The organism is Rhizobium sp. SG_E_25_P2, from assembly GCF_029892285.1.
In the GTDB taxonomy this organism is placed as follows: Bacteria; Pseudomonadota; Alphaproteobacteria; order Rhizobiales; family Rhizobiaceae; genus Rhizobium_E.
Map to the genome: position 1 here is coordinate 76,479 of NZ_JARXVM010000025.1, position 14,213 is coordinate 90,691.

Below are 14,213 nucleotides of genomic sequence, written 5' to 3' on the forward strand. Positions count from 1 at the left end.
CGCGGCGTTTTGCCTTTTTCTGAAGATCAGTCTTGCATGTCCGCCGGGGCTTATCGTTCGATTTGGCCGAACGCGGCAGCATAATATTGCGAACTTGCTTCCCCCGGCGACATTTCGGCGAAATGCCGCCGGCCTTGCTTGCGGCCGTCAGGCCATGGCCTTGCGGATATCCGGGTCCTGCAGTGTCTCATCGAGCGTCTTGCGGGTGCGTTCAACGATGGCGTCGATATCGGCATCGGTGCAGCAGAGCGGCGGGGCATAGCCCAGCACGCCCTGCGGGAAGGCGCGGATGACGAGACCGTTGTCCCAAGCGCGGTCGAATATGCGCCGTGCCGGCTGGGCTGTTGCCGGAAGAGCCGTTTTCTTCGCCTTGTCGGTGACCAGTTCGACGCCATAGAGCATGCCACGGCCGCGAATGTCGCCCACCAGCGGGTGGTCGCGGAGGCTTTCCAGGCCTGCCAGCAGACGCGCCCCGGCCCTCACGCCGTTTTCGAGAAGCCCGCCTTCGTAGAGTTTCAACACTTCGAGGCCGATAGCGGCGCTGACGGGATGGGCCGAATAGGTGAAGCCGTGCCCCACGGCCGCATCGCCCGCGCCATCGGCGATCACATCATAGACGCCATTCGCCATCAGAACCGCGCCCATGGGCGCATAGCCGGAGGTCAGCCCCTTGGCGACCGTCATCATGTCCGGCACGATGTTTTCGTCGGCGCAGGCAAAGAGGGGGCCGGTGCGGCCGAAGCCGGTGATGACCTCGTCGGCGATGAAGAGAATGCCATATTCCTGACAGAGATCACGCATCGCCTTGATCCAGCCCTTGGGCGGCACGATGACGCCACCGGACCCCTGGATCGGTTCGGCATAAAATGCTGCCACGCGATCCGCGCCGATCTCCTCGATCTTGGCCTTCAGCGCAGCCAGCGACGCCGCGATGATTGATGCATCGTCTTCGCCGATCGGGTTGCGATAGGGATAGGGCGAAGGGATCTTGTGCTGCCAGTCGAAGGGCAGGCCGAAACCAGTATGGAAGGCCGGCAGTGCCGTCAACCCGGCGCCAACCGTGGTCGAGCCGTGATAGCCCTGCTGGATCGAGATGAACTGATCGCGCTGCGGCTGGCTCTTGGCATTCCAGTAATAGCGGACGAAACGGATGGTGGAATCCACCGCATCCGAGCCGCCAAGCGTGAAAAAGACGCGGTTGAGATCGCCCGGCGCGCGTTCGGCGAGTTCCGCGGCAAGCCGAATCGCCGGCTCCGAGCCCAGATCGAAATAGCCGGTGGCATAGGGAAGCTCACGCAATTGCTTGGTGGCCGCCTCAATGATGCTCTCATGGCCGTAGCCGGCATTGACGCACCACAGACCTGCAAATCCATCGACCAGTTGATGGCCATTAGCCTCGGTGACCGTTGCGCCGGAGGCGGATTTGAGCACCCGCACGCCCTCGCGCTCATGCCCGCGATAGGAGGAGACGGGGTGGATCAGGTGCGCGCGATCGAGTTCGATCAAGGAATTGGCGAGCATTTCAGTCTCCAAAGTGCTGTTTTCAGCAGGTTTGAGTTCAGCCGAGCGCCTGATTGGCGAGCGCATAGACTTTCCGGCGCGCCTGTTCGGCATCTTCCTTGGCAGGGCGGCGCATGGCGACGCCGCCGCCGACATGGGCAAGGCCGATATCGGCGAGCCAGAGCGCAATGCCCGTTTCGCTGCCCGTATCGACGCGCAGGAAGGTCCCAGGGCGGGAGGATGCGTGCCAGGCAATGAGCGCGCAGGCGGTCTTGGCGTCAGGCGCAATGACCGGTCCGATAACCTCGCCGCGGCCGAAGGGGCGGATCGCCGCCCAGGCCTCGATCGTCTCGCCCTTGCGAACGACCGCGATCTCCCCGCGCTCGACCAGCGCATTGATCAGTGCCGAGCGGTCCGCTCCATAGGCTTCCCTGTCGAGCGCTTTCAGCGCTTCAAGGTCGCCGGCCTGCATCTTTTCGATGCCCTCTGGGCGGTCGAGCGGACGAACCTCGCCCTGATGCTGGCGGATGAGGCCGGTCGTAACGAAGCCGAGCTTTTCATAAAGCGGCAGGCCCTCCTTGGTGGCAACGAGGCGGAGCGGTCGGCCATCGGCAAGGGCAACGGCCCGTTCCATCAGCGTGCGGCCGAGTCCAAGCCCACGCATCGTCTTGTCGACAATGACCATGTTGATCGTAGCGCAATCCGCAGCATAGGGCGTTACCAGCGTCGTGCCCGTGACGCGGCCGTCTGCATCTAGTGCGACAACGCCTGCGCTCAACGCCTGCGCCAGCATCCAGTCCTCGCGGCGATGCGGCCAGCTTTCGGCGCGTGACAGGGCAACTGCGCCATCAATATGCTCAGGCCCGAAGGCGACGAGGTCGATTTGGCTATTCTGCATGGCATTTCCTTTCCTGACATGAAGTCTCGTGCAGGATGCGGAAGCTATTCATCTGAATGGGGAGGCTGGCGCGCTATCTTGCGCCGAAGCGTCGGGCCAGCGCCGCATCTTATGCTGCGGGGCCTGCGAAACAGGGGGCAACGAGGCAAGGCGGCCGCCTAGGGGAGGTCTTTCGTGCAATTGTGTGCCAAACGGAACGGTAGATTAAAAACTTTGTGCTTCCCGGACGCGTCAATTCGGCCCGCGAGCGTTGGCAGGGATGTCTTATGATCAGGTCAACGAAACTTTAATGCCTGAGGAAGAACTTTATGGCCATTCGCCCGAAATATGTGTCCTTCGACTGCTACGGCACGCTGATCAATTTCGACATGGCGGGAGCCGCCCGCGATCTCTATGGCGACCGTCTCGACGCACAGGCCATGGACAAATTCATCCGCAACTTCTCCGCCTACCGGTTCGACGAGATCATGGGCGCGTGGAAGCCCTATGCGGAAGTCGTTCATAATTCGCTGTCGCGCACCTGCAAGGCCAATGGCGTGACCTTCAAGGACGAAGACGCGCAGATGGTCTATGAGCGCGTTCCGACCTGGGGTCCGCATGCCGATGCGCCGGCGGGCCTTGCCAAAGTGGCGAAGGAAATTCCGCTGGTCATCCTGTCCAACGCCATGAACTCGCAGATCATGTCGAATGTCGAAAAGCTCGGTGCGCCATTCCACAAGGTCTATACCGCCGAACAGGCACAGGCCTATAAGCCTCGCTTCAAGGCGTTTGAATACATGCTCGACATGCTCGGCTGCGGCCCGGAAGACATCCTGCACGTCTCCTCGTCCTTCCGCTATGATCTGATGTCGGCCCATGATCTCGGCATCAAGAACAAGGTCTGGGTAAACCGCGGCCACGAGCCGGCCAACCCCTATTACGGCTATACCGAAATCGCCGATATTTCCGGCCTGCCGGGCGTCGTGGGTCTCTGACCCGACACCCGCCGCAGATGACAAACCAGCAAAGGCATGGTCGATGAAATTCGTCTCCTATTGGCATGACACTGCGCCGGCCTTTGCCGGGGGGGCAGAAGGCCCTGTCAGCGGGCATTTCGATGTCGCCGTCATTGGCGCCGGCTTTACAGGGCTCGCGGCAGCGCGGCAGCTTGCACGGGCGGGGGTGAAGGTCGTCATTCTGGAGGCGGAGTGCGTTGGCTTTGGGGCGTCCGGCCGCAATGGCGGTCATCTGAACAATGGTCTGGCGCATAGCTATCTCGGCGCGAAGGCTGAGCTTGGCAAGGAGCGCGCGATTGCGCTCTATCACGCGCTGGACGATTCCATCGATACGATCGAGAAGTTGATCGCCGAAGAGGGCATCGACTGCTATTTCCGCCGTTCCGGCAAGCTGAAGCTGGCCTCGAAGCCCAAGCATTTCGAGGCCATCGTCCGCAATTTCGAGGCGTTGAACAAGGAATGCGATCCGGATACGGCGCTGCTGTCGCCGGAAGATCTAAGCCAAGAGGTCGTCTCCTCCTTCCATGGCGCGATGCTATCGAAGAAGAGCGCGATGATGCATATGGGCCGCTATGTCGTCGGGCTGGCCGAGGCCGCCGTGCGCCATGGCGCGACGATCTTTGAAGGCGCGGCCGTCACCGAGCATCATGAGACGAACGGCGTTCACACGCTGCAAACCACGCGCGGTTCGCTGACCGCCGCCAATGTGATCGTGGCGACCGGGGCCTATACCACAAAGAATTTCGCCTGGTTTCGCCGCCGCATCATCGCGGTCGGCAGCTTCCTGATTGCCACGCGCGCGCTCAACGAGGCGGAAGTTCAGGCGGTCATGCCCGGCAACCGCACCTGCGTCAACACGATGAACATCGGCAACTACTGGAGGCTTTCACCCGACAATCGCCTGATATTCGGCGGCCGCGCCCGCTTCTCGGCCACATCCGACCAGCGCTCGGACGAAAAGAGCGGCGCGATCCTGCGCGAGAGCCTGGAGCGCATCTTTCCGCAATTGAAGGGCATCGAGATCGACTATTGTTGGGGCGGCCTTGTCGACATGACGGCCGACCGTTATCCGCGCGCCGGCTTCCAGGACGGGCTCTGGTACGCCATGGGCTATTCCGGCCACGGCGCCCAGTTGTCTACGCATCTCGGCATGATGGTTGCCGACGCCATTCTCGGCCGCGCCGACCGCAACCCCATGCAAAACTACCCCTGGCCCGCCGTGCCCGGCCATTTCGGTAAACCCTGGTTCCTGCCGCTGGTGGGAATGTTCTACAAGGCTAAGGACATGCTGGAGTAGGCGCGTGCAATTTCGTTGCCGTCTCCGGCAAGCAATGATAATCTTGCGGCCATGACGAAAACCGAAAAACAAAGTGTGGTCAAAGCCAAGACGGGCTCGAAATCGCGCCGCGTCGTCGTGACTCTTCCTGACGGCGTAGAAGTGCTTCGCCCTGCGGTCAAGCCCACGCATTTTACAGAACGGGAAATCCGCAAGACGATCGAAAAGGTATTGCGCGAAAACTCTGAATCGACCGCGAATCTTTTGCGGCAGGTCTGATGGATGGCGGATGTCGACAGGCACGTTTTCGTTAACTGCCCGTTTGATGATGATTACCGCCCCCTGTTTGAAGCCATAGTCTTCACAATCATTCGCTCAGGCTGGAAACCGCGTTGCGCTCTGGAAACAGAAAACGCGGCCGAAAATCGTCTGGACAAAATCAGTCGCATTATCGCCGAATGCCAATATAGCGTGCATGATATTTCGCGCACCGAAAGCGATGGCACGCCGCCCTTGCCGCGTTTCAACATGCCGCTTGAACTGGGCCTCTTTCTCGGCGCGCGGAAATTCGGTGGTCGGAAACACAAGGGTAAGGTCTGTATTGTTTTCGATCGCGAGAAATATCGCTATCAGAAATTTATTTCCGATATTGCCGGTCAGGATATTCAATCTCACGAAGGCTCGGTGAACAGCCTGATTGAGAAACTGGCGGCTTGGTTGCGCCTGCAAACCCGAGATTCCAAAATTCCAGGTGGGAGCGAAATCGCCAAAGAATTTGCCTCGTTCAATGCAATTCTTCCAGCTTTCTTGAAAGCTGAGAAACTGTCTCGTGAAGAAATGGGCTTTGGCGATTACTGCCACATGGTTACGCAGTATCTGGATTCGGTATTCGGCTAACGGATAAAAGTGGCCGGCTTAAGCCAACCCGCCCATGTGGAAGCTTTTCGTTTCCAGATATTCTTCAATGCCCATCTGCGCGCCCTCGCGGCCGAGACCGGATTGCTTGACGCCGCCGAAGGGGGCGACTTCCATGGAGATGAGGCCAGTGTTGAGCGCCACCATGCCGAATTCCAGGGCTTCGCCGACGCGCCAGGCGCGCTTCATGTTCTCTGTGTAGAAATAGGAAGCGAGGCCGAAGGGCGTGCCGTTGGCTATGACGATGGCCTCTTCCTCCGTCTCGAAACGGAAGAGAGGGGCGACAGGGCCGAAGGTCTCTTCGGTCGCAAGTTCCATCTCGGTCGTGGCGCCCGTTAGCACGACCGGGGCCGTATATTGATGACCGTTCGGCATCGCGGGCGTTTCGGTAATGATCTTGGCGCCCTTGGACAGGGCGTCCGCAATGTGGCGTTCGATTTTGTCGATGGCGGCGGCGTTGATCATCGGGCCGATGGATACGCCAGCCTCGGTTCCAGGACCAACCTTCATCGCATCGACCCGGGCTTTCAGTTTGGCGGCGAAGGCGTCGTAGACGCCAGACTGCACGAGGATGCGGTTGGCGCAGACGCAGGTCTGGCCGCCATTGCGGAATTTCGAGGCGAGCGCGCCTTCGATGGCCAGATCGAGATCCGCATCATCGAAGACGATGAACGGCGCATTGCCGCCGAGTTCGAGGCTCAGCCGCTTGACGCTGTCGGCAGCCCCGCGCATCAGCAACGAGCCGACGCGGGTCGAGCCGGTGAAGGAGATTTTGCGCACGGTTTCGTTGGCCATGAGTTCGTTGCCGATCTCGGTTGGCATGCCGGTGACGATGTTGATGACGCCTGCCGGAATGCCGGCGCGTTCGGCGAGAACCCCGAGCGCCAACGCCGAATAGGGCGTGAATTCGGAGGGCTTGATGACGACCGTACAGCCGGAAGCAAGCGCGGGCGCGACCTTGCGGGTAATCATCGCATTCGGGAAGTTCCACGGCGTGATGATGCCGCAGACGCCGACCGGTTCCTTCAAGACAAGGATGCGGCGGTCGCGCGAAGGCGCGGGGATCGTGTGGCCATTGATGCGGCGGGCTTCTTCGGCAAACCATTTCACAAAGGAAGCGCCATAGCGGATTTCCCCACGTGCCTCGTCCAGCGGCTTGCCCTGTTCTGACGTCAGGATCAGCGCGAAATCTTCGAGGTTTTCGATGATCAGATCGAACCACTTTTCGATGATCAGGGCGCGCTCGGCATTGGTCTTCGCTTTCCAGGTCCTGAAGGCGGCGTCTGCCGCGACAATGGCTGCCCGGGTTTCTTCTCCGCCCATGTCCGGAACTGCGCCGATGGCTTTCTGCGTTGCCGGATTGATCACATCGACGGTCTTGCCGGAGCGAGCGGCCATCCATTCGCCATTGATGAGGCCGGTCTGACGGAGAAGGCTCTGGTCCTTGAGGTTAAGCATGGGGTTGTCCTTATTCAGAAGTGAGCGTGGCGATGACCGCAGCGGTGATCGTGTCGGTCGAGTCTTTGCCTTGAACCGTGCCGATGCCCTTCGCCGTGACGGCGCAAAGCGCGGCCATGACGCGGGCGGCGGCGTCCTTTTCACCGAGGTGATCGAGCATCATCGCGCCGGACCAAATGGTGGCCATGGGGTTCGCTATACCCTTCCCGGCAATGTCCGGGGCCGAGCCGTGGACGGGCTCAAACATGGAAGGTGTGGAGCGGTCGGGGTTGATGTTGGCGGAGGCCGCAAAGCCGAGCCCGCCCTGTATGGCGGCGCCGAGATCGGTCAGGATATCGCCGAACAGGTTGGAGGCGACGATGACGTCGAGGCTTTCCGGCGCCATGACCATGCGAGCGGCGAGCGCATCGACGTGATAGCTCGTGACCTCGACATCGGGATACTCGGCCGCGAGCTTTCTGGTGATCTCGTCCCAGAAGACCATGGAATATTTCTGCGCATTGGACTTGGTGACGGAGGCGAGCTTGCCGCGCCGCGTGCGGGCCTGTTCGAAGCCGAAGCGGATGATGCGCTCGACACCCTTGCGGGTGAAGATCGAGGTCTCGACGGCCACTTCATTGTCGAGCCCTTGATGGACACGCCCGCCGGCCCCTGAATATTCGCCTTCCGTATTCTCGCGGATGCAGAGAATGTCGAAGCCTTCCGCCTTTAGCGGACCTTGCACGCCTGGCAGGAGTCGGTGCGGGCGGATATTGGCATATTGCACGAAGGCCTTGCGGATGGGCAGCAGCAGGCCGTGTAGCGAGACCGAATCCGGCACCTCCGCCGGCCAGCCGACCGCGCCGAGAAGAATGGCGTCGAAGGCTCTAAGCGTCTCGATCCCGTCTTCCGGCATCATCCGGCCGGTCTCCTTGCAAAAGGCGCATGACCAGGGGAATTCCGTGCCTTGCAGCCCGAAGCCGGAGTTCTGGGCAATGGTTTGCAGCACGCGCCAGGCGGCGTCGATGACGTCGCGGCCGATGCCGTCGCCGGGGATCAAGGCTATATTGTGTGTTTTCAACTGTTCATCCTCAAAGACTGATGAGCACGCTCTTGCTCTTGCGGTTGGTCTCATAGGCCTCGCGACCGAGATCCTTGCCGATGCCGGAGCGCTTGTAGCCGCCGGTCGGCAGGATATGGTCACGCGAGCGGCTATAGCGGTTGACCCAGACCGTGCCGGCTTCCAGCGCGCGGGCAAATCGCAGCGTGCGGGACAGGTCTGACGTGAAGAGGCCGGAGGCAAGGCCGTAGACCGGGTGGGCGGAGAGGGCGAGTGCTTCCTCTTCCCCCTCGAAGGTCTGGACGGTCAGCACCGGTCCGAAGATTTCTTCAATAATGGCCGGATTGTCCTGAGTTGCCCCGGAAATCAGCGTCGGAGCGTAGAAATAGCCGGCGCCCTCCATGGCGTAGCCGCCCGTCAGGCACTCGCCGCCGGCAGCCTTTGCGGCCTCGACGATGCTGGCGATGCGGCTGCGTTGGCGCTCGGAAATAATGGGGGAATATTGCGTGGCCGCGTCCCAGGTCGGTCCCGGGCGAGCGGTTTGCATCTGTGCGATGATCGCGGCGATGAGTTCGTCTGCAACGGATTTTTCGACGATCAGCCGTGTGCCGGCGACACAGGCCTGGCCGGCATTGAAGGTGACGCTGCTGGCGATGGCTGCGGCGGCCTTGTTGAGATCGGCATCGGCAAAGACGAGCTGCGGGCTCTTGCCGCCCAATTCCAGCGTCATCGGCTTGACGCCGGTGCGGGCGATGTTTTCCATGATCGCCGAGCCTGCGCGGGTCGAGCCGGTAAAGCTCACCCTGGCGATATCGGCGTGGCCGGTCAGCGCATTCCCAGTTGTCGGACCATCGCCGAGCACGACATTGATCAGGCCCGCCGGGATGCCGGCCCTGACAGCCAGTTGCGCCATGTAGACGGTCGAAAAGGGCGTCATCTCCGAGGGCTTGATGACGACGGCATTGCCGGCGGCCAGCGCCGGGCCGAGCTTCCAGCCGGCCATGGATATGGGGAAGTTCCACGGCGTGATAGCGCCGACCACGCCATAGGGCTCGCTGATCGTCATGCCGAAGGTCTGGTCGTCGGTCGGCACGACATTGCTGCCTTCTTTGTCGGCAAATTCCGCGAAGAAGCGGATCTGCTCTGCCGTCACAGCAATATCGCCGGCCACAAGCTGGCCGACGGGCCGGGTGGAGGAAAGCGCCTCGATCTTTGCCAGCGTCCCGGCTTCCGCCTCGATGAGATCGGCCCAGGCCTGCAGCGACTTGGTGCGTTCGCGTGGGCGGACGCCGCCCCAGTTGCTGGACTTGAGCGCCGCCTTGGCATTCTCGACGGCGTGGTTCACTCTTTCTGTGTCGGCGACCGGGCACTGCGCATGGGCCGCACCGTCAGAGGGACGATGCATGTCGAGCCCGTCGTACGCTTCGATCAGCTTCCCGCCGATGAAATGGCCGATCGGCAAGGGCAGGGTCTCGGGATTAAAGCTCAGGCTCATCCAGCAGGTTCCTTTTCAGTCTCTTCAGGAGCCTAGCCGGACTTTGCGAGCACGAACGGTTGCTTGAGCCTCGCTCATCCGTCGTTTCTTGCGTTTTGAGGGCGGGCGGCAGACAAATCTTTTGCCGCACCGCCACGTCATGGCGTTGACCGGAATGCAGGCAGCGTCAGTTGACGACGACGTAGATCTTGCGCACGGTTTCGATCGTCTTCCAGACGCCGGTAAAGCCCGGCTTCATTACAAAGCTGTCGCCGGCCTTGTAGATCACGGGCTTGCCGCCATCGGGCGTGATTTCGACGACGCCGGACAGGATGTGGCAGAATTCAAAGACTTCGCCCTTGATCGACTTGGTTTCACCGGGTGTGGCTTCCCACACGCCGGAGAGCACCTTGCCGTCCTTGGCTTCATCCATCGCCCAGGTCTTGAAGGCGGGCGAGCCGACAATCAACCGCTCGGGCAAGGGGCCGGATTCTTTAGGGGCAAAGGTCGGGTTCGGGTCGAGGGTTTTCAGGAGAGACATGGACATCCTTTCGAGGGTTGTGCGTTTCAATAGCCGCGTGCCCGATCGACAAGACCGATCGGGTCGTGGCCGGACAGATGCAACCGGATACTGTCGATGACGGCGCGGGCCGCCGTTTCCGGCTGGGTGACGCTGGCGACATGCGGTGTCAGAATGATCTTCGGATGCCGCCAGAGCGGATGGTCGGCGGACAGGGGTTCCGGATCAGTGACGTCGATCATGGCTGATGAGAGGTGGCCGCTGTCGAGAGCCGCCAGCAGCGCGGTCTGATCGAGCTGCGGGCCGCGCCCGACATGGATCAGCGCCGCGCCTTGCGGAAGCCGAGCGAAGAGGGCGGCATTCAGAAACCCGCGCGTTTCCGGCGTCAGCGGCAACAGGCAGACGAGAATATTGGTCTCGGCCAACATGGCCTCCAGCCCCGCCGCGCCGTGATAACAGGTCACGCCATCAAGAGCGCGTGGGCTGCGGCTCCAGCCTGAGAGCTGGAAGCCGAACGGCTTCAGCCGTTCTAGCACCGCCTGCGCCAGCATACCAAGGCCGAGAATGCCGATACGGCGATCCTGCGCCGGCGTCTGTGCGATGGGCGACCACACGCCCTGCCGCTGCCGGTCGAGATAGGCGGGCAGGTTGCGATGTAGGGCAAGCGCGGCGAGCAGCACATATTCCTGCATCATCCGCACGATCCCGTCCTCGACCATGCGCACGACCTTCACAGGCTGAGGGATCGCCGCCAGATTGAACTGATCGACGCCCGCGCCGATCGAGAAGAGGATTTCGAGATTGCGATAGCGCGGCAAATCGGCGGGCACGGTCCAGGTGATCAGATAGCGCACCGCATCGGGGTCGACGCTCGCTGCATCCATGCTGAAGGGGATGCCGGGCAGGGCCTGCGCAAAAGCATCGGCAAAAATTGCGCCGCGCTTGGCGTCCGAATTGAAGAGAAAGGTCATCGGTTTTTGTCCTATGCCGCGCAGCGCTGCCCGAGCGCTTCGATGAAGCGCTGGCAGGCGGCAAGCTCGCTTTCGAAAATGAACTCGTCCGGCTTGTGCGCCCGGCCGATATCGCCAGGGCCGCAGATCAATGCATCGATGCCGGCGGCCTGGTATAGCCCGGCCTCCGTGCCGTAACTGACGGCGCTGAGCGGCGTCTCCGATGTCAGTTCCTGCATGAGATGGGCAAGCGGGCTGCGCGCAGCAAGCGCCAGCGCCGGATAGGCGCTCATCTCGTCCCACTCGACCGCGAAACCGTTATCGCGCAAAGCGTCCGCGGCCTTGCGGATGGGGCCAAGCAGATCTCTGGGATTGACGCCCGAGATGGCCCGCGCCTCCAGTTCCAGCATGGCAAGGTCCGGTATGATGTTGATCGCCTTGCCGCCCGCGATCACACCGGCCTGCAATGACGAATATGGCGGCTCGAAAGCCGTATCGAAGGGCCCTTGGGAAAGGCGCGCGGTCTGATCGATTGCGGCGTTGAGGACGGCTGCCAACGCGTGGATGGCGTTGAGCCCCAGATCCGGCCGCGAGGAATGCCCGGCCCGGCCCCGGATCGTGACCCGAGCGGCGGCCTTACCCTTGTGCGCGAGCACGGCGCGCATGTTGCTCGGTTCGCCAATGATAGCGCCGAGCGGCGGCGCGCACAGCGTCGGCAACTGGGCGATGAGATGCGGCGCACCCCGGCAGCCGGCCTCCTCGTCATAGGAAAAGGCGAGGTGGATCGGTCGCTTGAGGCCCGCCGTGACGAGTTGCGGCACAGCGGCTAGCGCTGCGGCAAGAAAGCCCTTCATGTCGGTCGTGCCGCGCCCGAAAAGCATGTCGCCCTCGCGACGCAGGCGGAACGGAGAAGAACTCCATTCATCCACTTCTGCCGGTACGACATCCATGTGGCCTGACAGAATATAGCCGGGCATATCCACCCGTCCGATGGTGGCGAACAGATTGCTGCGGTCGCCTTCCGGCCCTGCCAGGACCTTCGCGCTTATTCCATGGGAGGCGAGGTAATCGTTGATCCATGACACGATCGCGCCATTGGGGGCGCCGACGACGCTGTCGAAGGACACGAGCTTTTCCAGAATTTCAGTCGCGTTCATGAATTCCCCGGTGCAGCCTGTGGTCGATTGTGACATGTTTCGGCAGATCATCAGAATGGACGTTTTCGGCGAGATTCCATGCCGAACCTGTGGCCCATTCGGTTGATTGTTTTGCGATGAGGAAATTTTCGAGCAAAATGTGCGGTAACGTAGGTGTATCATTGTTCTGCTGCGTTTGATCAGCGGAGCAGCGTGGTCGGAAAAACATTGCGAGGACAGATCTGTGGCCGAGACAGCGATGCCGGGCGAAAGAGTCCAGATTGACGCCTTTGCCATGCAGATCGGCAATGTCGCCGATGCCGAACTCGAGGCGCTTCATGCGCTGTCGATTTCCGTCGGCTGGCCGCATCGCGGCGCCGACTGGCAATTCCTGCGCGAGGTCGGTAAGGGCGTCGTCGCGACCGACGACATCGGCCGCATCATGAGTTCGGCCATGTGGTTCCGCCAGTCGCCGGAACTTGCAACCATCGGCATGGTCATTACCTCGCCGCGACTGCAGACGCAGGGTTCTGGTCTCTGGCTGATGGAATATGCGTTGAAGGATCTGGAGGGCGTCGACCTGCGCCTCAATGCGACGCGCGCCGCCCAACGTCTCTATCACTCGCTGGGTTTCAAACCGGAAAAGACAGTCTATCAATGTCAGGGGATTGTTACACATTCCCCCGCAGGGGAGACTGTATGGGGAGACCTGCGCGCGCTCACCGATAGCGATCTAGACGCTGCGATTGCGCTGGACGGCGCAGCTTTCGGCGCCGCGCGGGCCGGCACCATCGGCAAGCTGTTCCAGCATTCGCGCGGCTATGGCCTTTTCCGCGACGGACGTCTGGTTGCCTTCGGGCTTTGCCGCCGCTTCGGACGCGGCCATGTTGTGGGACCCATTGTCGCCGCGACCGATGAAGATGCCATCGCGGTGCTCTCACCGCATATCCGGGAGCACGAGGGTGGCTTCCTCCGCCTCGACACACATTTCGAAACCAGCGACTTCGCTGCTATTGTCATGCGCTGCGGGCTCTCGGTTTTCGATACCGTACTGACCATGTCACTCGGCAGGACGCTTATGGATTTCTCCTCGGAAGAGGCGGATGCGCCCGTCACCTATGCACTGGTCAGCCAGACACTCGGCTAGGTTGAAACGCGACCTGTTGTCCGGACTGTTTTGGTGAAGGAGAGCAGCGGTGCAAAAGTCGACCACGATAAAGGCGAAATAACCCAGCCTCAGGCGCAGAAAATCCGGCCGCCTATTTCTTTTCAGCAACAAGTCCTGGCAGAATTGCATGACGAAAAATACCGCCGAACGCTCGCTCAACCCGTCTCAGGATGTCTAAACGAGCATTGTACGGCCGCGATGGGCGTTGGTGCGCGGATCGTGAATGGCGTTGTCGTAGGTGGTCGGCAATCGCAATAGCCGGTCCGCTGCAACGATACCATTCAAACACAATGCCTCCCGTCGCCATCGTATCGGCAAGATAGAGTTCAAGGTCACGAACTGGGCGGAATACGAAGCAGGCCTTCGTCGGGGAGGCAGCCTGACGCTTTGGATGACGCCGGAGGCGGTGTCATCCTGGCAGGAGCCGAAGCGAACGACCCTGAGCCGTCGGGCCAGTAAGCCGAGAGTTCCAGACAACCGGCCAGGTGATCATATCCCTGAGGCAGGGCCTGTCCACGTCCTGATCGATAAATACAAGGTTGCAGATCTAGGGCGCGGGCCAATGGCTGGAGCAAAGGCATGGCGAACGCGATTTGACAGAAATCGGGGCTTTTAGAAGTGTCCAACTGGCGCAAACTGCACCTAGCGCGCGATGCCGACAGCGGCGATATCATCGCGCACGTCATGACGGACCAGGATGCCGGCGACGCTTCGCTGGTGGAGCCACGGCTTGATCCGATTGACATGCCGATCGGGCAGTTCATTGCCGATGGAGCCTAAGACGGCAACTTAGAGTATCCGTTTTGGTCAAGCCATCTTTGGGACCCATTTCTGGTTTTTTCGCAGCAGTGCGTTTGCGAGCACGATGAGCTTTCGCATGATGG

General features: G+C 61.3%; 13 protein-coding genes and 1 pseudogene. 6 read left to right on the forward strand and 8 right to left on the reverse strand.

Annotated features, from left to right (window positions below):
* Positions 1–147: 147 nt before the first annotated feature.
* Positions 148–1,521 (reverse strand): aspartate aminotransferase family protein, encoded by a 1,374-nt coding sequence (locus tag M2360_RS25100; RefSeq protein ID WP_280778122.1) that lies wholly within the window; start codon positions 1,519–1,521, stop codon positions 148–150.
* 37 nt (positions 1,522–1,558) lie between these two features.
* Positions 1,559–2,398, reverse strand: a complete 840-nt coding sequence (locus M2360_RS25105; RefSeq protein ID WP_280778123.1) for a GNAT family N-acetyltransferase — start codon at positions 2,396–2,398, stop codon at positions 1,559–1,561.
* Positions 2,399–2,706: 308 nt separating this feature from the next.
* Between M2360_RS25105 and M2360_RS25110 the strand changes: the two genes are divergently transcribed.
* The 4 genes from M2360_RS25110 to M2360_RS25125 are packed head-to-tail and all read left to right on the forward strand — an operon-like array spanning position 2,707 to position 5,566.
* Entirely contained in the window at positions 2,707–3,372 is a 666-nt protein-coding gene (locus M2360_RS25110; RefSeq protein ID WP_280778124.1) for a haloacid dehalogenase type II, read from the forward strand.
* 43 nt (positions 3,373–3,415) lie between these two features.
* Positions 3,416–4,690, forward strand: coding sequence for an FAD-binding oxidoreductase (locus tag M2360_RS25115; protein ID WP_280778125.1), 1,275 nt, complete (start codon positions 3,416–3,418; stop codon positions 4,688–4,690).
* Between the two features lie 51 nt (positions 4,691–4,741).
* Positions 4,742–4,948: a hypothetical protein gene (locus M2360_RS25120; RefSeq protein WP_280778126.1), complete on the forward strand. Its 207-nt coding sequence runs from the start codon at positions 4,742–4,744 to the stop codon at positions 4,946–4,948.
* A gap of 3 nt (positions 4,949–4,951) precedes the next feature.
* Positions 4,952–5,566 carry a hypothetical protein gene (locus tag M2360_RS25125; protein WP_280778127.1) on the forward strand — a complete coding sequence of 205 codons (615 nt, stop codon included), beginning with the start codon at positions 4,952–4,954 and terminating at the stop codon, positions 5,564–5,566.
* An 18-nt stretch (positions 5,567–5,584) separates the two neighbouring features.
* On the opposite strand, the gene M2360_RS25130 is transcribed toward M2360_RS25125, so the two are convergent.
* The 6 genes from M2360_RS25130 to argE all read right to left on the reverse strand — a co-directional run bounded on the left by M2360_RS25130 (position 5,585) and on the right by argE (position 12,182).
* Entirely contained in the window at positions 5,585–7,042 is a 1,458-nt protein-coding gene (locus M2360_RS25130; RefSeq protein WP_280778128.1) for an NAD-dependent succinate-semialdehyde dehydrogenase, read from the reverse strand.
* Between the two features lie 10 nt (positions 7,043–7,052).
* The gene (locus M2360_RS25135) at positions 7,053–8,102 is read right to left on the reverse strand and encodes a tartrate dehydrogenase (protein ID WP_280778129.1); all 1,050 of its coding nucleotides are present in this window, start codon (positions 8,100–8,102) and stop codon (positions 7,053–7,055) included.
* Positions 8,103–8,112: 10 nt separating this feature from the next.
* A complete protein-coding gene (locus M2360_RS25140) occupies positions 8,113–9,576 on the reverse strand; it encodes an aldehyde dehydrogenase family protein (protein WP_280778130.1) in 1,464 nt (487 codons plus the stop codon).
* 166 nt (positions 9,577–9,742) lie between these two features.
* Positions 9,743–10,096 (reverse strand): cupin domain-containing protein, encoded by a 354-nt coding sequence (locus tag M2360_RS25145; RefSeq protein WP_280778131.1) that lies wholly within the window; start codon positions 10,094–10,096, stop codon positions 9,743–9,745.
* Positions 10,097–10,122: 26 nt separating this feature from the next.
* The gene (locus M2360_RS25150) at positions 10,123–11,046 is read right to left on the reverse strand and encodes a glyoxylate/hydroxypyruvate reductase A (RefSeq protein WP_280778132.1); all 924 of its coding nucleotides are present in this window, start codon (positions 11,044–11,046) and stop codon (positions 10,123–10,125) included.
* 11 nt (positions 11,047–11,057) lie between these two features.
* Positions 11,058–12,182: an acetylornithine deacetylase gene (gene argE / locus M2360_RS25155; RefSeq protein WP_280778133.1), complete on the reverse strand. Its 1,125-nt coding sequence runs from the start codon at positions 12,180–12,182 to the stop codon at positions 11,058–11,060.
* Positions 12,183–12,405: 223 nt separating this feature from the next.
* Between argE and M2360_RS25160 the strand changes: the two genes are divergently transcribed.
* Together M2360_RS25160 and M2360_RS25165 are read left to right on the forward strand one after the other, a co-directional pair.
* A complete protein-coding gene (locus M2360_RS25160) occupies positions 12,406–13,308 on the forward strand; it encodes a GNAT family N-acetyltransferase (protein WP_348529578.1) in 903 nt (300 codons plus the stop codon).
* A 295-nt stretch (positions 13,309–13,603) separates the two neighbouring features.
* A pseudogene (locus tag M2360_RS25165) lies at positions 13,604–14,106 on the forward strand (IS5/IS1182 family transposase); the annotation flags it as partial.
* Positions 14,107–14,213 lie beyond the last annotated feature (107 nt).